Genomic DNA, 21581 nt, shown 5'->3' with positions numbered 1-21581 from the left:
CTATTAAGTTGGCCAGATTCAATTTCTTCAACCAACTGAAGCTTGAAAGAAAGCGAATAATCTTTTTGGCTACGCTTGACGTAACCCGTCTTTGCTATTGTTTTCATTACACTATAGTTTTAGTGTATCGCTATTTCAGGACGGGACAGCTTATGTAAATAAAAATCCCGAAATTAAAATTTCGGGATTTTTTTATGCTTATTATTTTTTTATGGGTACTTCAGTCATTGTAACGATATGTTTTCCAGCTTGAGTTTCCCCAGTAGGGTCTCCATTTTCGTCGGTTAATTCTATCGTTATGTCTTTCCATGTTATTTCAAACTTTTTGCCAATAGCTTCCTCGTCAAACAAGTCAACAGTAACTTCATTATCTATTTCGTTAAAAACAGTCATTTTATTGTTATTGTCTTTAAATTCAAAATAATAATCTTCTGTTAAACCGGAAAAAGTTCCAGTAAAACTATGAATATCTTGTGCGAAACTATTGGTATAGGATACTAGTACTAAAACTAGAATTGCAATTTTTTTCATCTTTTTAATATTTATGTTAAATTTTTTTCAGGTAATTTTTTTTCGAAAACAAGCTGTAATTACAGTCATGTTAAAAGCTATAAAATAGACTTATGTTAAAAGTGAAATAGCTTCGTGCGGAAGTGTTAAAATTAGTCCTTCATAAATATTAAAATTTGCTATAGTAAAAGTAATTAATTTTATAATTCAAAAAACATTCAGGGCAAAATATTTTTAGAGCCCATAACTATTAAATAAATTCGTAATTAGTTAGTATATTTACCGTCTTATTCAAGAACCATTTAAAATAAAGCATAATGAATTACGGAGAAGAATTTAAAAAATTTGCTATAAAGGACCAAGGAATTAATAGCATGTACTATGATAAGATGATTAGTGCAATGTATCCTACGAACCTTACCCCAAATATTATTGAGGAACGTAAAATGAATATTGCCATTTTTGACGTTTTTTCACGTCTAATGATGGATAGAATTATCTTTTTAGGAACAGGTATTGACGATTATGTTGCTAATGTTATTCAAGCTCAATTGTTGTTTTTAGAAAGCACAGATGCTTCGAAAGATATTTCAATTTACATAAACTCCCCAGGTGGAGGAGTATATGCAGGTTTAGGTATTTACGATACCATGCAATTTATTAAACCAGATGTATCCACAATTTGTACAGGTATTGCAGCTTCTATGGCAGCAGTATTAATGTGTGCAGGTGCAAAAGGGAAGCGTTCTGCTTTAACGCACTCACGTATTATGATTCACCAACCATTAGGTGGGGCTCAAGGGCAAGCGTCTGATATCGAGATTACTGCAAGAGAGATTTTGAAATTGAAAGATGAATTGTATCAAATAATTGCAAGTCATTCAGGACAAGATATTAAAAAAGTACATGATGATTCTGATAGAGATTATTGGATGAAAGCAGACGAGGCAAAAAAATATGGTATGATAGATGAAGTTTTAATTAGAAATTCATAATAGATCCTATTTAATTAAAGCTATTTAGTAAAAAGATTTCAAGTAAGTAAAAAGATTATGGCAGAGAAGAAAGAGTTAGAGTGCTCATTTTGTGGGCGTAAAGAATCGGAAACCGATATGCTGATTGCAGGGTTAGAAGGTCATATATGCGATAGATGTATAGAGCAGGCACATGGTTTAGTAGTCAAAGAACTTTCTGAATCTAAAAATTCAGGATTGTCGGCTGAATTAATACTAAAGAAGCCACAAGAAATAAAAAGTTTTTTAGATCAGTATATCATTGGACAAAATCAGGCAAAAAGAGTGTTGTCGGTTGCTGTATATAATCACTATAAACGATTGTTACAACCAGATACAAAAAATGAAGATGATATTGAGATAGAGAAAAGTAATATTATGTTGGTGGGTGAAACAGGTACAGGAAAAACATTAATGGCTAGAACCATTGCTAAAATGTTAAATGTACCCTTCGCTATAGTAGATGCTACTGTATTAACAGAAGCAGGATATGTTGGTGAAGATGTAGAAACTATTTTAACACGCTTATTACAAGCTGCAGATTATAATGTTCAAAAAGCAGAACGAGGAATTGTTTTTATTGATGAAATTGATAAAATTGCAAGAAAAAGCGATAATCCTTCAATAACTAGAGATGTTTCTGGTGAAGGTGTTCAACAAGCTCTACTTAAATTGTTAGAAGGAACAATTGTTAATGTTCCACCAAAAGGAGGTAGAAAACATCCAGATCAAAAATTTGTAGAGGTAAACACACGTAACATCTTATTTGTTGCTGGTGGAGCATTTGATGGTGTAGATAGAATCATAAGTAAGCGTTTAAATATGCAGGCTGTTGGTTACAGTGCATCAAAGAATGAAGAACGAGTAGATGATAAAAACTTGTTGCAATATGTAATACCAAAAGATTTAAAAGATTTTGGGTTAATTCCGGAAATTATTGGTCGTTTACCTGTGCTAACTTATTTGAATCCGTTAGATGCTAAAACGTTAAGAGCTATTTTAACAGAGCCAAAAAATGCCATAATGAAGCAATATGAAAAGCTTTTTGAAATGGATGGTATTGATTTTTCAATAGATGAAAAAGCCTTAGATTATATTGTTCAAAAAGCTGTTGAATATAAACTTGGAGCACGTGGTTTACGTTCTTTATGTGAAGCTATCTTAACCGATGCCATGTTTGAATTACCTGGTGGCGAGGAGAAAAAATTAAGAGTGACTAGAAGCTATGCAGAAGGTAAAATGGAAAAATCTACCTTAAGTAAATTAAAAGCGGTTTCTTAATCCTATTAAAACCTCACAAGTTTTAAACCTGTGAGGTTTCTTTTATTTATCTACCCAAACTTATATGATAACGCAACACACCATAGACAAAGTTTTTGAAACGGCTCGTGTCGAGGAAGTTATTGGTGATTTTGTTCAATTAAAAAAAGCAGGAAGTAACTTTAAAGGGTTAAGTCCTTTTGTTAATGAAAAATCACCATCCTTTATGGTGAGTCCTGTTAAGCAAATCTGGAAAGATTTTAGTTCTGGTAAAGGTGGAAATGCTATTTCCTTTATTATGGAGCATGAGCATTATACATATCCAGAGGCCATACGTTACTTGGCGAAAAAATACAATATAGAAATTGATGAAACGGAGCAGTCTGACGAGCAAAAGGTGCAGGCAAGTGAGCGTGAAAGTATGTATTTGGTTTCTGAATATGCCCGTAATTATTTTCATGATGTTTTATTAAATACTCAAAAGGGAAAGGCTATTGGGTTAAGTTACTTTAAAGAACGTGGCTTTACTGATGAAACGATTAAAAAATTTGAATTGGGATATGCTTTAGATGAATGGTCTGCTTTTACAGATGCTGCTTTAAAGAAAGGATATCAATTAGATTTTTTAGAAAAAACTGGGTTAACCATCGTTAAGGAAAATCAATTAGACCCTACTCAAAGCAAAAAATTTGACCGTTTTAAAGGACGTGTACTTTTTCCTATACATAGTATGGCAGGTCGTGTACTTGGTTTTGGAGGTAGAATTTTAACTTCCGATAAAAAAGCAGCTAAATACCTTAATTCACCCGAAAGCGAGTTATACCATAAAAGTAAAGTGCTTTACGGTATATTCAATGCCAAGCAGAGTATTGCCAAAAAAGACAATTGTTATTTGGTAGAGGGTTATACAGACGTTATCTCATTTTATCAAAGAGGAATACATAATGTAGTGGCTTCTTCTGGTACGGCATTAACGTCAGATCAGATTCGTTTGATAAATAGGTTAACGCCTAATATCACGGTGCTATTTGATGGTGATGCAGCAGGTCTGAGAGCCTCAATACGAGGTATTGATTTGATTTTAGAACAAGGTATGAATGTTAAGGTAGTCATGTTTCCTGATGGCGAAGATCCTGACAGTTTTGCAAAGAAAAATTCATTAGAAAAATTAGAAGCTTATTTAGATGCGAATGCTCAAGATTTTATTCGTTTTAAGGTGTCTATTCTGATGGATGAAGTTAAAGATGATCCGGTAAAAAAAGCAGGATTGATTAGAGACATTGTCGCTACTATTTCTAAAATTCCGAATCAGATTCAACGAGAAATATATGTCCAAGAATGTGCTAAGATTATGGATATTTCTGAACGCGTGTTGTTTAGTGAATTGGCACAATTATCAAAAAATGAAGAACGAGAAGCCAGTAAACGCCCTAAAGATGATCAACAAGAATCTTTTACGGTTGTAAAAACGGAAGCTGTAGCGTTTAAAAAAACAGATCAATTAAATAAATTAGAAAGGCAATTGATAGAAATTCTCTTGCTTTATGGTAATAAAGAAATTGATTTTGAGGATTATGTCGAGGTTGAAGATGAAGAGGGTAGAACTAAATTGGTTAAAGAGAATTATCAAAATAAGATAGCTAGTGAAATCTATTTGCATTTACAAGACGATGAGATTGAGTTTAGCAATGCTACTTTTAAAAAAATATATTTTGATGTTATTCATCAGTTGAATCAAGATGAAAAGATAACTTCAGACGGGTTTATTAATCATGAAGATCCTGAATTGGGTAGGGTGGTTACTGATATTTTAATGGACGATGAGAAATATGCATTAAGCGATTGGGAAAGTAAAGAAATATATGTTCGTACAAAAGAGAAAAGTCTTTCTAAATTGGTTATGGATGCCATTTTAAATTTACGTCGCATTTTAATTGAATTAAAAATCAAGGAGCTTATCGAAGAAACTCCTGATGACGACCGACATTCTATGTTAGAGATGATAGTGAATTACACAAAGCTTAAAAAACTTCTTTACGATAGGTTGAATAGGGTGGTTTAACTAATCAAATCTTCTGGGATCTCACAAACTGGTATTGCCACCATTTTATGTTTATTAGCTCTGTGGCGTTCCAAATAAATTTCAACAACACGTTTTGCTCGTCCGTCAAAATCCTTTAATGTTTTACCTTGAGCAATCATTTTCATAGCCCATTCTAATTCATCATAACTCGCACCAATTTGATCTTCATCCGTTCTAGAGTCACCAAATAAACCGTCTGTAGGTTTTGCAACTAATATAGATTCAGGTACTTTTAAATGGGCTCCAATTTTATAAACTTCAGATTTCATTAAATCGGCTATTGGACTTAAATCTACACCACCATCACCATATTTAGTAAAGAAGCCTACACCAAAATCCTCTACTTTATTGCCAGTACCACAAACCAACAGACTGTGTATACCTGCAAAATAATACAGTGTGCTCATTCTTAAGCGTGCTCTGGTGTTTGCCATAGATAAATCTACTTTATCATTCGCAGCTTCATCAGGTAACAAATCGTCAAATGCATCAAAAACAGAGGTTAAGTTTATGTTTTTAGAGCTTACTTTCGGGTAACGTGCTTTGAGTTGTGCAATATGCTCTTGAGCCCTTGTAACTTGACTTTCAGCTTGATGTATTGGCATTTCTAAGCAAAGCAACTCTAAACCCGTTTCGGCACAAAGTGTAGAGGTAACAGCAGAGTCAATTCCACCAGAAATTCCGATTACAAATCCTTTGACTCCAGCTTTAGTCGCATAATCCTTTAGCCATTTAACAATATGTTTTGTTACTTTTTCTGTTTGCATTGTAAAACAATTTAGTAGTTTTGTCGCACGTAAATCCTTACGCTATAATTATAAAAACGTTTTAGCGAAAATACTAAATTTTAATAAATGTATAAATACGTTTCTTTTTTAATCTTACTATTAGCTTTAATAAATTGTACAAAAAAAGAAAAGTCGGATATTGACATTTCTGATATCTCCGTTAAATTTGATGTAAACCGCTTTGATCAAGAGTTTTACACGTCAACTTCAGAAAAGTTGCCTGAGTTAAAAAGTAAATATCCTTATTTGTTCCCAGCTCAAAATCATGACAGTATTTGGTTACAGAAAATAGAAGACACAGATGAGCAAGAATTATATGCTGAAACTCAGAAAGTATTTAGTGATTTTTCATCTGAAAAAGAACAAATAGAAACGTTGTTTAAACATATTAAATTCTATTATCCAAATTTTAAATCGCCCAAAGTAATTACTTTATTATCTAATGTTGATTATGAAACTAAAGTAGTTTATGCAGATAGTTTGTTATTTGTTTCGCTAGATGTTTATTTAGGAAAGGATAATAAAATATATCAGGATTACCCTAATTATATAAAGCAAAATTTCACAAAAGAGCATTTAATTGTTGATGTAGCAAATGCAATTACAAATGTTCAAATATTATTTTCAACGGATAGAACTTTTGTGTCTAGAATGGTACAGCAAGGTAAAAAGTTGTATTTGCTTGATGCGTATGTACCAAAACTTAGTGATGCTGAGAAGATAGGGTATACCCAAGAGCAAATAGAATGGGCAGAGTATAATGATGAAGAAGTTTGGAAATATTTTATTGAAAACAAAATATTATTTAGTACTGAGCAAGAACTTTCTCGACGGTTTATTGATAATGCTCCATTTTCAAAATTTTACAGAGCCAATGATAATGAAACACCCGGAAGTATTGGAGTGTGGTTTGGCTGGCAGATTGTAAGAGCATTTATGCAAAATACGGACACATCTTTACAAGAGATGTTACAAATGAAAAACGACGAGATATTTAAAAAATCGAAATATAAGCCAAGTAAATAGTATTCAATTGGGTATTTTTAATTACCTAAACGAAATAGATTATAAATACTATTAAATTACTGTCACTAATATATTAAAACTATGTCAAAACATAATTCCGAAATAAAATTTACTGTAGAACTAGACGAAAATAAAATTCCTGAAAAATTATCTTGGGATGCCAAAGATGGAGGAATTGATAATGAACCTACAAAGGCGGTTTTAATTTCTGTTTGGGATGATAAGAAGAAGGAAACTTTGAAGATGGACTTATGGACAAAAGATATGCCTCTTGATGAAATGCAACACTTTTTTCATCAAACATTACTTTCTATGTCAGATACATTTTATCGTGCTACCAATGATGAAAAAATGACAGCAACAATGCGAGATTTTTGCGACTACTTTGCTGAGAAATTGGAATTATTAGAGAAATAGTATCGTTTTACGGTACTTAGATCTTTTTTTGAGACAGTAAACGGTAAGTCTATGCTTTGACCATACCTTTGTTATTATTAATCATATCAATAACACTATGGTAATCTTCGATGTTTTTCTCAAAATTCATTTCAGAGACATCAATTATTAATGTATTTAAATTTTGCTCTGTTTTAATAAAGTTAACATAGCCTTGATGTATTTGTTCTAAATATTCAGGTTTTATGTTTTGTTCATATGCTCGACCTCTTTTTTTAATGTTTTCAAGCAGACTTTCAATACTCTGATAAAGATAAACATATAAATCGGGTTTGGTTATTTCTTTATACATTACATCAAAAATGCGTCTATATAATTTATATTCTTCCTTAGATAAAGAAACTTGAGCAAAAATGAGAGATTTGAAAATATAATAGTCGGAAACAATAAAGTTTTTAAATAAGTCAAACTGAGCTAAATCATCTGAAAGTTGTTGGTATCTATCTGCTAAAAAACTCATCTCTAATGGAAAAGCATATTTTTCCATGTCTTCGTAATACTTGGGTAAAAACGGATTGTCGGCAAAACGTTCTAATACTAGTTTTGCGTTAAAATCGTCACCTATCATTTTTGCTAAGGTCGTTTTACCAGCACCAATATTTCCTTCAATAGCTATGTAATTGTATTTTTCAATAATTGAAATAGGTCGTGTTAGAATTAGACTGGTCTTTTTAATTTCTAAGGTATCATCACAATGGGCCAAACATTTAGTGATTGTTTCTTTGGCTATAGGGTGTTTAAGTAACGGAGCAATTTCAGCCAAAGGCACTAAAACAAATTTACGGTCTAACATGCGTGGATGTGGTACTGTCAAGTTGTTGTAAAAAATAACTTCATCATCAAATAGTAGCACGTCAATATCAATTATTCTTGCTTTATATGCTGTGGAGGTACCTCTATTTCTACCAAGTTCCGTTTCAATTGTTAAAACACGTTCTAATAAATTTTCGGGATTTAAGTGACTAGAAACTTCAATACAAATATTTAAAAAATCATCACTATCAAAACCCCACGAAGCTGTTTTGTATATAGAAGATATTTTGGTAACCCTACCTACGTTTTTAGCAATTGAATTAATGGCTAATTGTAGATTTTCTAATGGATTTCCAACGTTACTACCCAATGATAAATATGTGGTTCTTTGAATTTTCATGTAACGAGCATATAAAGAATAGTGTCATTTTAACGACAGATTAATGGCGATCAACATGTGTCAGAAAAGAATTATAAATAAAAACACATGAAAGTGGTACAAAGAAAAATAAAATCATTAGATAAAAGATTATCTTTGCCGCTCAATTTATAAACATTTTAAAATGTTAATAGTATTTTGATGTAACATTTTAAAACTTTAAAAGACCTATTAGGAAAGTAAAATTGATGATTTGGTTCAGAAGTAATTAAGAAAAATGAATCAACATGTTAAATTATGATTTTGATGAGAATGATAAGTTGTAAAGCACATGTTATAATTGAAAAAAATAAATATATAGATACATGAAATTTTTAAGGGAATTATTAGCAGCAATATTAGGAGTTTTTATTGCAGTAGGTTTAATGTTTGTAATATTGGTGGTTATTATATCAGCCTCTACTGAAGATACAGCTGTTTCAGTTAAAAGCAATTCTGTGTTGGAGTTAAATTTAGAAAGTCAAATATTAGATTATGCTCCTAAAAGTGGTGATCCATTTGCTGAAATATTTGATATGGACGGAGGTAAGATGGGTTTGCAAGAAATTTTAAATGCCATTGAAAATGCAGAAACGGACGACAAAATTAAGGGAATAAGTATTCATACATTATTTGTAAATGCAGGAACAGCTCAAATACAAGCTATTAGAGATAAATTATTAGATTTTAAGAAATCAGGTAAATTTATAACAGCCTATGCTGATTATTACTTACAAAGTAATTATTATTTAAGTTCAGTGGCTGATTCTATTTTTGTGAACCCTGTTGGAGAAGTTGATTTTAGAGGCTTGTCAACGGAGATTTTATATTACAAAGACTTACAAGAAAAGTCAGGTGTAAAAATGGAGGTTATTCGTCATGGTAAGTATAAAAGTGCAGTTGAGCCGTTTTTAGCCAATGAAATGAGTGAAGCAAATAGAGAGCAAGTTTCTTCTTTTTTGAATTCTATTTGGAATGAAATCGTAGTAGATATTGCCGAAAGTAGAAATAAAACAGTAGAAGAAATAAATGCTATCGCTGATGACTTATTAGCAAGAACTCCGCAGTTGGCCATAGAGAACAATATGGTTGATGATGAGTTATACAACGATGAGTATACAGATAAATTGAAGAGTTTGGTTGGAATTGAAAATGATAAGAAACTAAATAGCTTGTCAATTTCTGATTATATATCGACAGGAAAGGGGAGAATAAAATCATCAGCATCTGATAAAATTGCCATTATCTACGCACAGGGTGAAATAATATACGGTAAAGGAACACTAGAGGTTGTTGGACAAGAAAAAATTATTGAAGCCTTAACAAAAGCAAGAAAAGATAACAAAATTAAAGCGATAGTTTTAAGAGTGAATTCACCAGGTGGTAGTGCTTTAGCCTCTGATTTAATGTGGAGAGAGTTAGAATTAACCAAAAAAGAAAAGCCTCTTGTGGTGTCTATGGGTAATTATGCTGCATCTGGAGGATATTATATTTCGTGTAATGCTAATGAAATTATAGCGGAGCCTACTACGATTACTGGCTCTATTGGAGTCTTTGGAATTATGCCCAATTTTAGTGAATTAACAAAAAAAATCGGTGTTAATGCAGAACAAGTTGGTACTAATAAAAATTCATTTACTTACAGTCCTTTTAAACCGATGACTGACGAATTTTATAATGTTGCTAAGGAGGGTGTAGAAGGTATTTACAAAACTTTTGTAAGCCGTGTTGCTCAAGGTAGAAATATGACAGAAGCAGCGGTTGATAGTATAGCTCAAGGAAGAGTTTGGACAGGGGTAGAAGCCTTAGAAAATGGTTTAGTAGATAAGTTAGGAAGTTTAAATGACGCAGTTAATAGGGCAGCAGAGTTAGCAGAAATAACTGATTTTGGTATTACCAATTACCCACGTTATAAAACTGATTTTAAAGATACATTTAATCCGCTTTCTTTTATTAGAATGAGTAAAGAAAGTATTTTAAAAGAAGAATTGGGAGTTGAAAATTATCGGATTTATAAAAGCATAAAAGAGTTTTCAACTCTAGAGGGTGTGCAAGCGAGAATGCCGTTTGAGTTAAAAATTAAATAATTAGCCTTGCTTGATTAAGTGTTTTATTTCACTTCTATATTTAGAGGCACTTTTTCCTGTAATCTCATTAAATAATTTGTTGAAGTGTGAAAAATTATTAAAACCACACTCAAAACAGATGTCTGTTATACTTGATTGACTTTCTGAGAGTAATTTGGTTGCGTGTACAACTCGATATTCATTTACTAGCTTTGTAAAAGTTTTACCCGTAGCTTTTTTAAAATACCTACAAAATGCAGGTACAGTCATACTTACTTTATCTGCTATTTCGTCTAATGGAATCGGTCGTTGAAAATTGGTATTGATATGCTTAAAAATCATATCAATTTTAGCACTGTCTTGAGCCTCTGTTTCAAAAGAAAAGCCATCTACATTTAGTAATGTATAATCTTCTGCTTTGGCTAAATCGTTTAAGATTTCAAGTAATAGGCTTATCCTCTCAAACCCTTTTAAATCAATTAAGTGTTGAATTTTGGGTCCAACAATTTCTTTTGTTTCAGGTCTGTATAGTAATCCTTTTTTAGCTTTTTCTAACAATAAATCGATCGCATTCATTTCTGGAATCTTAAAAAAGTTTTCTCCTAAGAAATCCGGTTTAAATTGCACAATTGTTTCTGTACCTCTGGTGGTAAGACGATCTGCAAATCCATTATGCGGTAAGTTAGATCCAATTAATATGAGTTGACTGTTATTGAAATATGACAAGTGATTACCTATATGTCTCTTTCCTTTTCCTTTATCAACATATACTAATTCTATTTCTGGGTGAAAGTGCCAAAATGCGGAGTTCTTGTTTTTTATTTTTTTCGTATGCTGCATTACCAAAACAGAACTTCCAAAATTTGGACTTATCTTTTCAAAAGTTGGTTTCTTAATCATTGTCATATTATATATTATTGTTACAAAATTACGAGATATTATTTGGTAAACCTATAGACATTTAACAATATTGTGTTCTATTTTAACATTTTTGATTGTTGTGTGAGTTAATTGTGTTAATATACTATAGATATGTATTAAAATTGATGTTTTCTAGAGTTATATATCGCTATACATTTGTAGTGTAAATAATTCTAAAAAAAGAAAAGATGAAACAAATAATAAAAAACAGTATAGTATTAGTAGTATTATGTACTACTATGTTTAGTTATGCAAGTGAAATTGTAACTAACGAAAATGATGATGCTACTAAAGTAACATTAAATGATGTAACAGAAGGTTCTGTATTGAGTATAAAAGATGTTCATGGTTTAATTCTTTATAAAGAAACTATAAAAGTAAGTGGTGATTATTCAAAGAAGTTTGATTTGACTTCATTGCCTGATGGAACTTATATTTTTGAATTGGATAAAGATTTTGAAATTAAATCTATACCCTTTAATGTAAAACGTAATGTTGTAAATCTTAATGATGAAAATCAAACAGTAATTTTTAAACCAGCGATGGTTCTTGAAAATAATATGTTAAGAATCCAAAAAACGATTCTAAATTCTGAAAAGGGATTGAACATAAAAATTTATTTTGAAAATGGAGACTTAGTGCATTCAGAGAAATTTAACAATGAAAAGTTAATAAATAAGACGTATGATTTTTCGAAAAGTTTAAATGGTAAATATAAAGTGTTGTTATCAACTGAAGATAGAACATTTATAAAAGAAATAAATCTATAAATGACATTTGTGATATAAAATTCATAAATATTTAATTAGTTAGTTTGAGTAAAAAGTGAGTGTTGTGGCTCACTTTTTTTTTGTTTAAAAATCAACACTATGGTTTAAAAGAATTGGAACAAGCTTTAGGTTGAGTAATGCATAATAACTTATTTCTATTCAAATCATAATTTTATGAAACTACGGAAAGTTAACCTGAATATATACTAAATTAACAAGTATATTTATTTGCGACTTGTATTGTGTTAATATACTACAGATATGTATTAATATTGATGTTTTCTAAAAGTAGAAGTCCCCATACATTTGTAGTGTAATTAATTCTAAAAAAATAAAAACATGAAAAACGTGATCAAAAAAAGTTTAGTATTAGTAGTATTATGTACTACTATGATTAGTTATGCAAATGAAATTGTAACTAACGAAAATGATGATGTTACTAACGTAACATTAAATGATGTAACAGAAGGTTCTGTATTGAGTATAAAAGACAATAATGGTTTGATTCTTTACAAAGAGACAATTCAAATTAATGGAAATTATTCAAAGAAATTTGATTTAACAGCATTACCAGACGGTAATTATATTTTTGAATTAGATAAGGAGTATCAAATTAAATTAATTCCATTTGATGTAACTAAGAATAAGGTTGTTTTTGATAAAGAAAATGAATCTATATTTTTTAAGCCTTCAGTTGTAAACAACGATGGACTCTTAACAGTTCAAAAAACAATTTTAGACTCTGAATTCTTAGGCTTAAGTATTTTTTATGAAAATGGAGATTTGGTTTATTCTGAGAAAATTGAAAATGACCAAATATTTAATAAAGTATACGATTTTTCTTCAAGTATAGCTGGGAAATATAGAGTTGTACTCTCAAATAAGGATATGTCATTTGAAAAAGAAATTAAAATATAAAGAAATTTATGATAAGTTAATATCATAGATATTTGATTAGTTAGTTTGAGTAAAAAGTGAGTGTAGTGGCTCACTTTTTTTTGTGTTTAAAAGTGAATTCCATGGTTAAATTAATTAACAACGGACGATAGGTTTTAGGGATAAGTATTATTAAATGAATCTATTTCTATTCAATTCCAATTTTAAGAAAACTACGGATAGTTAACCTTAATATATGTTAAATTAACTTTACTTATCCTATGTTGATTTTATTGTGTTAATATACTATAGATATGTATTAATATTGATGTTTTCTAAAAGTAGAAGCCCTCATACATTTGTAGTGTAAATAATTCTAAAAAAAGAAAAGATGAAACAAATAATAAAAAACAGTATAGTATTAGTAGTATTATGTACTACTATGTTTAGTTATGCAAGTGAAATTGTAACTAACGAAAATGATGATGCTACTAAAGTAACATTAAATGATGTAACAGAAGGTTCTGTATTGAGTATAAAAGATGTTCATGGTTTAATTCTTTATAAAGAAACTATAAAAGTAAGTGGTGATTATTCAAAGAAGTTTGATTTGACTTCATTGCCTGATGGAACTTATATTTTTGAATTGGATAAAGATTTTGAAATTAAATCTATACCCTTTAATGTAAAACGTAATGTTGTAAATCTTAATGATGAAAATCAAACAGTAATTTTTAAACCAGCGATGGTTCTTGAAAATAATATGTTAAGAATCCAAAAAACGATTCTAAATTCTGAAAAGGGATTGAACATAAAAATTTATTTTGAAAATGGAGACTTAGTGCATTCAGAGAAATTTAACAATGAAAAGTTAATAAATAAGACGTATGATTTTTCGAAAAGTTTAAATGGTAAATATAAAGTGTTGTTATCAACTGAAGATAGAACATTTATAAAAGAAATAAATCTATAAATGACATTTGTGATATAAAATTCATAAATATTTAATTAGTTAGTTTGAGTAAAAAGTGAGTGTTGTGGCTCACTTTTTTTTTGTTTAAAAATCAACACTATGGTTTAAAAGAATTGGAACAAGCTTTAGGTTGAGTAATGCATAATAACTTATTTCTATTCAAATCATAATTTTATGAAACTACGGAAAGTTAACCTGAATATATACTAAATTAACAAGTATATTTATTTGCGACTTGTATTGTGTTAATATACTACAGATATGTATTAATATTGATGTTTTCTAAAAGTAGAAGTCCCCATACATTTGTAGTGTAATTAATTCTAAAAAAATAAAAACATGAAAAACGTGATCAAAAAAAGTTTAGTATTAGTAGTATTATGTACTACTATGATTAGTTATGCAAATGAAATTGTAACTAACGAAAATGATGATGTTACTAACGTAACATTAAATGATGTAACAGAAGGTTCTGTATTGAGTATAAAAGACAATAATGGTTTGATTCTTTACAAAGAGACAATTCAAATTAATGGAAATTATTCAAAGAAATTTGATTTAACAGCATTACCAGACGGTAATTATATTTTTGAATTAGATAAGGAGTATCAAATTAAATTAATTCCATTTGATGTAACTAAGAATAAGGTTGTTTTTGATAAAGAAAATGAATCTATCTTTTTTAAGCCTTCAGTTGTAAACAACGATGGACTCTTAACAGTTCAAAAAACAATTTTAGACTCTGAATTCTTAGGCTTAAGTATTTTTTATGAAAATGGAGATTTGGTTTATTCTGAGAAAATTGAAAATGACCAAATATTTAATAAAGTATATGATTTTTCTTCAAGTATAGCTGGGAAATATAGAGTTGTACTCTCAAATAAGGATATGTCATTTGAAAAAGAAATTAAAATATAAAGAAATTTATGATAAGTTAATATCATAGATATTTGATTAGTTAGTTTGAGTAAAAAGTGAGTGTAGTGGCTCACTTTTTTTTATGTCTAATTACTTCCTATTATAAAGAATAAAACTATAATTATATTTATGTTTTTCATCTGCTAAGAAATCTTCACGATGTTTTTCTTTCCAGATAGTAGTATCTATTTCAGGAAAAAAAGCATCAGCATCAAATGAAGCATCTACAAAAGTCAAATCAAGTTCATCGGCTATTTTAATAGCTTGAGAATAAATTTGAGCTCCACCTAAAATATAAGGGTTCGTATCAGTAGAAATTTTAATAGCTTCTTCAATGGAGTTGACTACAACACAATTTTCTGCTTTATAGTTCTTGTTTCTAGTAATTACAATATTTGTTCTATTCGGTAAGGCTTTACCTAATGATTCAAAAGTTTTTCTACCCATAATTACATCATGTCCAGAAGTTACTTTCTTAAAACGTTTTAAATCATCCGGCAAGTGCCAAATTAATTCATTATTCTTTCCTAGTTCCCGATTTTTGCCAATTGCGGCAATAACAGTTATCAATGGTTTAGAGTTTTTTTTTCTGAACCAGAAATTTTATCATTAGGAGTTATAACTCCCTGTTTAATAAGTTCTCTTTCTAATTTATCCGATTTCATTTCGTGTTTGTCCATTAATTTCTCAGTTTCAATACGTTCCCATTCTTTTCCAAAAAACTTATTAGTAACAAAAACATTAATAAAATGAAATATCCATATTAAAAGCCAAAGGGCAACCACATATTTAAACCATTCACCATATTGGCTTCCAACTTTAAAAAAAGTGTTTAATACTATTATAAATAGAGAACCAACTAAAAATACAATAAAATGATAATATAATCTCTTTTTTTGCCTTACCCTTTTCCGGGCTTTTTCATATATTTCAATTTGTTCTTTTTCCATCACATCTAATTTTTATTAATTACCTCCTCTTTGGTTTCTTCATTTTTTGTTGTTTTTTCAACCAATAAGGTAATCGGCAATGTGTATTTTACATTAACAGGTCTACCTTTTAATTTTCCAGGTTTCATCTTAGGAAGTGCATTAATAACTCTTATTCCTTCAAGTTCTAGTCTTTCATGTGCTCCTCGAGCTCTAATGTCTGTAACTACGCCCTCAGATGCAATTGTAAACATAACAACTATTCGAGTTTTACCTGAGGGGAGTCCCAGCTCATTTGCCAAATTAGCATCAAAATTCTTAACAACATGTTTTAGAATTTTAGTTTGAAAGCAATTTTTTTGAAGATGTTTTTCCAATTCTTCACAGCCTGGGAAAGTTGGAACATCTTCAATTATAGCGAAAGGAACCTCTTCACCCTCATCTGATCCATTGACCACTTCAATCTCTTGACTAAAAAGTAATAATGAACTAAAGGTAAATAATGTACAAATGAAAATTCTAATCATATGAATTGTGTGTTTAGATAAAACATGTTTTATCCTTTTTTTACATGCTTTTTAACCATTCTTTAATATAACCACCAAAATCTTCAGGTTCTAAGGCGTTGTTTTTATTGTCAAATTCGATGTGTTCACTTTCAAGTGTATTTAAAATAGTCTGAATGGCAGTCAGCTTATTTTCATCATCAATTTCATTAATACGGTCAATTAAATCTTTTTTTAAATCTTCTTTTTTCATGATACTTTATTATTTAGAGTTTCTCTGGTGCAATTATTTAATACCTTATTTATCAAATAGGTAGGTTATAACTATTTAATAAGGGCATTTTTATAGTAAAATGGTTATAAATTTACAATTTTTATTCAAAAAAAAGAATTTAAAAATAATAATTATATAATATTTAACGATGAATTTTGAGTTTTTCATTTTTTTGTTATTTAAAATTAAATTATTGTTAAATCGACTTAATAATCAATGGATTAGCGATGAGATGTAGAAAAACTTAATTAATTTTGCTCTAATTTAAAAAACACAAAATTATGGCAATTACTAAGAATTATTTAAAAACAAAACCAGTTTGTAAGGTAACTTTTACTTTACCTGAAGCTGAGGCTGAAAAAGTTGCAGTTGTTGGAGATTTCAACAATTGGAAACCTACAAAAAAATATGAGTTAAAAAAACTAAAAAATGGTAACTTCAAAGGAACTATCGATTTAGAAAAAGGTGCTTCATATCAATTTAGATATTTAGTTGATGGGGCGTACAAAAATGATGAGCAAGCAGATAGTTATGCATTTAACGAATTTGCTGGTACTGAAAATTCTGTTTTAGAATTATAGGAAGTCAACTATTAAACATAATAAATCCCAAAATCCTTTAGTGGATTTTGGGATTTATTATGTTATACAGCTACAGCACCTTTAATATGGGGATGTGGATTATAATCTAATAATTCAAAATCTTCAAATTTAAAGTCAAAAATGCTTTTTATTGCGGTGTTTATTTTCATTTTTGGAAGCGGTCTAACATCTCTAGATAATTGTAATTCTAGTTGTTCTACATGGTTGTTGTAAATGTGAGCATCTCCAAATGTATGAATAAATTCTCCCGCTTCATATCCACAAACTTGTGCAATCATCATTGTAAATAACGCATAAGAAGCTATGTTAAAGGGTACACCTAAAAAAATATCAGCACTTCTTTGATAAAGTTGACAAGACAATTTACCATCGGCTACATAAAATTGAAAGAAGGCATGACAAGGTGGTAATGCAGCTTTACCATTGGCTACATTTTCGCTAAAAGACTTTGATGTGTCTGGAAGTACAGATGGGTTCCATGCAGAAACCATCATTCTTCTACTATTAGGGTTGTTTTTTAATGTGTCTATAACGTCTGTAAGTTGATCAATTTCATCACTGTTCCAATTCCTCCATTGATGTCCATATACAGGGCCTAAATCACCTTTTTCATCCGCCCAAGCATTCCAAATTCGTACACCGTTTTCTTGTAAGTACTTTATGTTAGTATCACCATTTATAAACCAAAGTAATTCGTAAATAATCGATTTTAAATGCAACTTTTTTGTAGTCACCATTGGAAAACCATCAGACAAATCAAATCGCATTTGATGTCCGAAAACACTTTTAGTACCCGTACCTGTACGATCACCTTTTTCGTTTCCGTTTTCTAAAACATGTTTTACTAATTCGTGATATTGCTTCATTTTTGTCTATTAATTTGAATCAGCAAAATACTGAAAAGTGTTAGATTTAAATGGAATTGAATTTCTATTTTATTAAGAGTTTATTAACGAAGGTTTGGTGTACTATCCAATAATCATCCCAGCAATGGTAGCAGAAATTAAAGAAGCTATAGAACCTCCAATTAAGGCTTTCATACCGAATTCAGATAACGTTTTACGTTGTCCTGGTGCTAATGAACCAATACCACCAATTTGAATTCCTATAGAGGCAAAGTTGGCAAAGCCACATAGCATGTATGTCGCCATAATAATAGATTTTTGATAGTTTAAGTGTGTGGCATTGGCAATATTTTTTAAATCTGCTAATTGAATATAACCTACAAATTCACTGGCCGCTAATTTTATCCCTAAAAGTTGTCCCATTAACATCATGTCTTCTTTCGCAACTCCAATTAACCACATTAATGGAGCAAAAATTGTCCCTAATACGGCTTCTAAAGAAAATTTAGGATAAGGAGTATTAATAGCCATCCAACTGTTAAGTGATGTGATTTCGCCTAGCCAACCAAAAAGACCGTTGATCATAGCGATAAAAGCTACAAATACTAAGAGCATTGCTCCGACATTTACGGCTAGTTTTAGTCCTTCTGTTGTACCATTAGCAATAGCGTCTAAAATATTTGAACCTATTTTTTCTGAAGATACATTTACATCCGTATTTACACTTTCCGTTTGTGGATAAAGTATTTTAGAAACCACAATGGCACCAGGAGCTGCCATAACTGAAGCTGCCAATAAATGTTTTGCATACATTAATCGTAAAACAGGGTCATCACCACCTAAAAAGCCAATATAAGCTGCTAATACAGCACCAGCCACAGTAGCCATACCGCCAATCATAACAAGTAGCATTTCAGACTTATTCATTTTTTCTAAATATGCTTTTATAAGCAGTGGAGCTTCTGTCTGGCCAAGAAAAATATTACCCGCTACCGATAAACTTTCGGCTCCTGAGATGTCCAATAGTTTCGTTAGTAGCATCGCCATAAGTTTAACTACTTTCTGTATGACACCTAAGTAAAATAAAACTGACGTTAACGCTGAAAAGAATATAATTGTAGGCAATACTTGAAATGCAAAAATAAAACCAAAGGTATCCATATCTACAACCAGTCCTTCAAATAAAAATTTACTACCTGCTCTTGTAAAATCCAAAATACTTACAAAAATTCCCCCCACAAATTCAAATCCTTTTTGAATAAAAGGGATTTTTAAAACCCCAATAGCAATAATTAATTGAAAGAGCAATCCAATACCAACTGTTTTCCACTTAATACCTTTTTTGTTACTGCTAAAAAAGTAGGCAATCAATAACAGTGCAATCATCCCTAAAACTCCTCTCCATAACGAATTAAAAGAAAATCCTTGGCTGGGAATTAATTGATCTTCGGAAACTTGTTGGTTGATAAAATTGTCGTGTGTATCAGCAATAAAAGTAAAAACATCATTACCATTTTTTAACTTTAAATGATTGTCAGAAATTTCTATAATTTGATAGTAAAAATCAACTTTTGCTGGTGTTTTCTGTTGGAATAATAATAGGTTTTGATTTTTTAACCAAAAACCAGAACCAGAAGTGTTGTTTAGTTTTGAGGTATATTCCCCGTTTTCACTTAAAGATAAAAACTCTTTACTTTTTATAAACTCAACATCTGATTTTATACTATCGGGATATTTTTTATACAGAATATGGTTAGATAATTGCCAGTATTTTATTATAGAATCTTGTTTAGGTGCTGCACTTTTTGTTTCAGCGAAGGAAATTGAATCCGTTAGTGTTTCTTGAGCTGAAATATTAGTATTTAAACTAAATAAGACTAAAATAAAAATAACGAAATTACGAGTCATATGCTTGTGAGGGTTGGTCTTTTATTTTTGTCTTTTAGAGATTTCATCTCTTAATTTGGCGGCCAATTCATAATCTTCATTTGCAACGGCCTCATTCAACTGTTTATTTAATTCTTTTATGGAAATTTCCTTTAATGAAGATTCTTCGGCAAGTTCAATAGCCATTTCTTCAACTTCTATTTTAGTTTGTGTTAATTTAGGCTCATCTTTTATCTTTAAAAAGATGCCTGCTTTGTCTAAAATATTTTCGTAAGTGAAAATTGGTGCATTAAAACGAGTTGCCAATGCAATAGCATCAGAAGTTCTAGCATCAATAATTTCTTCAATTTTATCACGTTCACAGATGAGGCTTGAATAAAACACGCCATCAACTAATTTATGAATGATTACTTGTTTCACTTTAATGTTAAAACGGTCAGAAAAAGTTTTAAAGAGGTCATGTGTTAGCGGTCTAGGTGGTTTTATTTCCTTTTCTAGAGCAATGGCTATAGATTGTGCTTCAAAAGCACCGATAATAATAGGCAACGTTCGTTCGCCATCGACCTCACTTAAAACCAGTGCGTAAGCACCGCTTTGTGTCTGACTATATGATATACCTTTTATGTTGAGGCGGACTAAACTCATAAATTAAAAAATAAAAAAAACTGTCTAATAAAGGACTTAAGTATCCAAAATATAGACAGCCTTTGAAGGGCACAATTTACTAAAATTATGCGTTTTGAGCCTTAAATTCTTTTAACTTTTCTATTAATTTTGGTACAACTTCAAATGCATCACCAACAATACCATAATCAGCAGCCTTAAAAAACGGTGCTTCTGGGTCAGTATTTATAACCACTTTTACCTTTGAAGAATTGATTCCAGCCAGATGTTGTATCGCACCTGAAATTCCTATAGCAATATATAAATTGGCGGCTACTGGCTTTCCTGTTTGACCAACATGTTCACTATGTGGTCTCCAACCTAAATCGGAAACAGGTTTAGAACAGGCCGTAGCTGCACCTAAAACATCAGCTAATTCTTCAATCATTCCCCAGTTTTCAGGACCTTTTAATCCACGACCACCAGAAACAACAATATCGGCATCTGCTATTGTAACTTTACCTTTTGCTTTATCAATTGAAGTTGAAGTAATGTTAAAATCACCCTCAGCAAGTGCAGGAGTGAAATCTTCTTCAGTAGCAGAAGTTTTATTTTCTACCAAGCCAAAAGAATTTTTTGCCAATCCTATTAGTTTTCGAGCCGTTTTAATTTCTGTATTATCAAAAGCTTTATTAGAAAAAGCTTTTCGCTTTACCGTAAATGGAGAAACTGAGCTGGGAGCTTCGACTACATTTGAAGCATAACCTGCTTCTAAATTTACAGCCAATAGCGGAGCTAAGTAAATACCATCATTACTTGAATCAATTATGATAATGTCAGCATTTTCTTTTTCTGCACCTTGCTTTATTACATCAGCGTAGGCTTTAGCATTGAAATTACTGAGCTTTTCATTGTTTACTTTTATAATTTTTTCAGCACCATAATCTGACAACGTTGAAGTGTTCTCAGCATTTATAGTAAGCACGCTCAAATTGGTTCCTAATAGTTCGGCAACTTTTTTGCCATAAGAAACTGCTTCAAAAGCGATTTTTTTAAATTTTCCTTCAGAGGATTCTGCGTATACGAGTACAGACATATTTTTTT

The 21581-nt window shown here is 30.5% G+C and carries 23 protein-coding genes; 11 read left to right on the top strand and 12 right to left on the bottom strand.

Going from position 1 to position 21581, the window contains the following annotated elements; all coding sequences use genetic code 11:
* Positions 1–201: 201 nt before the first annotated feature.
* Positions 202–531 carry a hypothetical protein gene (locus JBL43_RS05965; protein ID WP_198840535.1) on the bottom strand — a complete coding sequence of 110 codons (330 nt, stop codon included), beginning with the start codon at positions 529–531 and terminating at the stop codon, positions 202–204.
* A gap of 296 nt (positions 532–827) precedes the next feature.
* Between JBL43_RS05965 and clpP the strand changes: the two genes are divergently transcribed.
* From clpP to dnaG, 3 genes are all read left to right on the top strand, one after another.
* The gene (clpP, locus tag JBL43_RS05960; RefSeq protein WP_117881875.1) at positions 828–1505 is read left to right on the top strand and encodes an ATP-dependent Clp endopeptidase proteolytic subunit ClpP; all 678 of its coding nucleotides are present in this window, start codon (positions 828–830) and stop codon (positions 1503–1505) included.
* A 57-nt stretch (positions 1506–1562) separates the two neighbouring features.
* Positions 1563–2804 carry an ATP-dependent Clp protease ATP-binding subunit ClpX gene (clpX, locus tag JBL43_RS05955; protein ID WP_198840534.1) on the top strand — a complete coding sequence of 414 codons (1242 nt, stop codon included), beginning with the start codon at positions 1563–1565 and terminating at the stop codon, positions 2802–2804.
* A gap of 64 nt (positions 2805–2868) precedes the next feature.
* Positions 2869–4845, top strand: coding sequence for a DNA primase (gene dnaG, locus JBL43_RS05950; protein ID WP_198840533.1), 1977 nt, complete (start codon positions 2869–2871; stop codon positions 4843–4845).
* On the opposite strand, the gene nadE is transcribed toward dnaG, so the two are convergent.
* On the bottom strand, positions 4842–5633 hold the full coding sequence (gene nadE / locus JBL43_RS05945) for an NAD(+) synthase (protein WP_198840532.1): 792 nt from the start codon (positions 5631–5633) through the stop codon (positions 4842–4844). The genes dnaG and nadE overlap by 4 nt on opposite strands.
* Positions 5634–5720: 87 nt before the next feature.
* Between nadE and gldB the strand changes: the two genes are divergently transcribed.
* Positions 5721–6680 (top strand): gliding motility lipoprotein GldB, encoded by a 960-nt coding sequence (gene gldB, locus JBL43_RS05940; RefSeq protein WP_198840531.1) that lies wholly within the window; start codon positions 5721–5723, stop codon positions 6678–6680.
* A gap of 81 nt (positions 6681–6761) precedes the next feature.
* A complete protein-coding gene (gene gldC / locus JBL43_RS05935; protein WP_117881864.1) occupies positions 6762–7097 on the top strand; it encodes a gliding motility protein GldC in 336 nt (111 codons plus the stop codon).
* Between the two features lie 49 nt (positions 7098–7146).
* On the opposite strand, the gene folK is transcribed toward gldC, so the two are convergent.
* Positions 7147–8289, bottom strand: coding sequence for a 2-amino-4-hydroxy-6-hydroxymethyldihydropteridine diphosphokinase (gene folK, locus JBL43_RS05930; RefSeq protein WP_198840530.1), 1143 nt, complete (start codon positions 8287–8289; stop codon positions 7147–7149).
* A gap of 344 nt (positions 8290–8633) precedes the next feature.
* Here folK and sppA point away from each other — a divergent pair, with 344 nt between their 5' ends.
* Positions 8634–10394, top strand: coding sequence for a signal peptide peptidase SppA (gene sppA / locus JBL43_RS05925; RefSeq protein WP_198840529.1), 1761 nt, complete (start codon positions 8634–8636; stop codon positions 10392–10394).
* Here sppA and JBL43_RS05920 read toward each other — a convergent pair whose 3' ends face one another.
* Entirely contained in the window at positions 10395–11273 is an 879-nt protein-coding gene (locus JBL43_RS05920) for an AraC family transcriptional regulator (protein ID WP_198840528.1), read from the bottom strand.
* Positions 11274–11482: 209 nt separating this feature from the next.
* On the opposite strand from JBL43_RS05920, the gene JBL43_RS05915 reads away from it, so the two are divergent.
* The 4 genes from JBL43_RS05915 to JBL43_RS05900 all read left to right on the top strand — a co-directional run bounded on the left by JBL43_RS05915 (position 11483) and on the right by JBL43_RS05900 (position 14831).
* On the top strand, positions 11483–12064 hold the full coding sequence (locus tag JBL43_RS05915; protein ID WP_198840527.1) for a T9SS type A sorting domain-containing protein: 582 nt from the start codon (positions 11483–11485) through the stop codon (positions 12062–12064).
* Positions 12065–12403: 339 nt separating this feature from the next.
* Positions 12404–12982 (top strand): hypothetical protein, encoded by a 579-nt coding sequence (locus JBL43_RS05910; RefSeq protein WP_198840526.1) that lies wholly within the window; start codon positions 12404–12406, stop codon positions 12980–12982.
* Between the two features lie 349 nt (positions 12983–13331).
* Positions 13332–13913: a T9SS type A sorting domain-containing protein gene (locus tag JBL43_RS05905; protein ID WP_198840527.1), complete on the top strand. Its 582-nt coding sequence runs from the start codon at positions 13332–13334 to the stop codon at positions 13911–13913.
* A 339-nt stretch (positions 13914–14252) separates the two neighbouring features.
* Positions 14253–14831: a hypothetical protein gene (locus JBL43_RS05900; RefSeq protein ID WP_198840526.1), complete on the top strand. Its 579-nt coding sequence runs from the start codon at positions 14253–14255 to the stop codon at positions 14829–14831.
* A gap of 90 nt (positions 14832–14921) precedes the next feature.
* Here JBL43_RS05900 and JBL43_RS05895 read toward each other — a convergent pair whose 3' ends face one another.
* From JBL43_RS05895 to JBL43_RS05880, 4 genes are read right to left on the bottom strand one after another with little or no spacing between them, the layout of a single operon-like run.
* Positions 14922–15401: a dihydrofolate reductase gene (locus tag JBL43_RS05895; RefSeq protein ID WP_198840525.1), complete on the bottom strand. Its 480-nt coding sequence runs from the start codon at positions 15399–15401 to the stop codon at positions 14922–14924.
* A complete protein-coding gene (locus JBL43_RS05890) occupies positions 15398–15781 on the bottom strand; it encodes a 2TM domain-containing protein (RefSeq protein ID WP_198840524.1) in 384 nt (127 codons plus the stop codon). The genes JBL43_RS05895 and JBL43_RS05890 overlap by 4 nt, the downstream gene beginning before the upstream one ends.
* Before the next feature lie 5 nt (positions 15782–15786).
* Positions 15787–16287 carry an energy transducer TonB gene (locus JBL43_RS05885; RefSeq protein WP_198840523.1) on the bottom strand — a complete coding sequence of 167 codons (501 nt, stop codon included), beginning with the start codon at positions 16285–16287 and terminating at the stop codon, positions 15787–15789.
* Between the two features lie 40 nt (positions 16288–16327).
* Entirely contained in the window at positions 16328–16519 is a 192-nt protein-coding gene (locus JBL43_RS05880) for a hypothetical protein (RefSeq protein WP_138948436.1), read from the bottom strand.
* A 302-nt stretch (positions 16520–16821) separates the two neighbouring features.
* On the opposite strand from JBL43_RS05880, the gene JBL43_RS05875 reads away from it, so the two are divergent.
* The gene (locus JBL43_RS05875; protein WP_198840522.1) at positions 16822–17121 is read left to right on the top strand and encodes an isoamylase early set domain-containing protein; all 300 of its coding nucleotides are present in this window, start codon (positions 16822–16824) and stop codon (positions 17119–17121) included.
* 62 nt (positions 17122–17183) lie between these two features.
* On the opposite strand, the gene JBL43_RS05870 is transcribed toward JBL43_RS05875, so the two are convergent.
* The 4 genes from JBL43_RS05870 to JBL43_RS05855 form a co-directional block, all read right to left on the bottom strand.
* Positions 17184–18008 carry a thymidylate synthase gene (locus JBL43_RS05870; RefSeq protein WP_198840521.1) on the bottom strand — a complete coding sequence of 275 codons (825 nt, stop codon included), beginning with the start codon at positions 18006–18008 and terminating at the stop codon, positions 17184–17186.
* 102 nt (positions 18009–18110) lie between these two features.
* Positions 18111–19478, bottom strand: a complete 1368-nt coding sequence (locus tag JBL43_RS05865; RefSeq protein ID WP_317193436.1) for a NupC/NupG family nucleoside CNT transporter — start codon at positions 19476–19478, stop codon at positions 18111–18113.
* 438 nt (positions 19479–19916) lie between these two features.
* Positions 19917–20519 (bottom strand): bifunctional nuclease family protein, encoded by a 603-nt coding sequence (locus JBL43_RS05860; protein ID WP_198840520.1) that lies wholly within the window; start codon positions 20517–20519, stop codon positions 19917–19919.
* Positions 20520–20604: 85 nt separating this feature from the next.
* Complete coding sequence (locus JBL43_RS05855; RefSeq protein ID WP_198840519.1) at positions 20605–21573, bottom strand: electron transfer flavoprotein subunit alpha/FixB family protein; 969 nt, start codon at positions 21571–21573, stop codon at positions 20605–20607.
* Between the last annotated feature and the right edge of the window lie 8 nt (positions 21574–21581).

The sequence above is a fragment of the Aureibaculum flavum genome, assembly GCF_016406085.1.
GTDB classification, from domain to species: Bacteria; Bacteroidota; Bacteroidia; order Flavobacteriales; family Flavobacteriaceae; genus Aureibaculum; species Aureibaculum flavum.
Note: the sequence above shows the minus strand (reverse complement) of the source record. Positions and strands in the feature narration are given on the sequence as shown.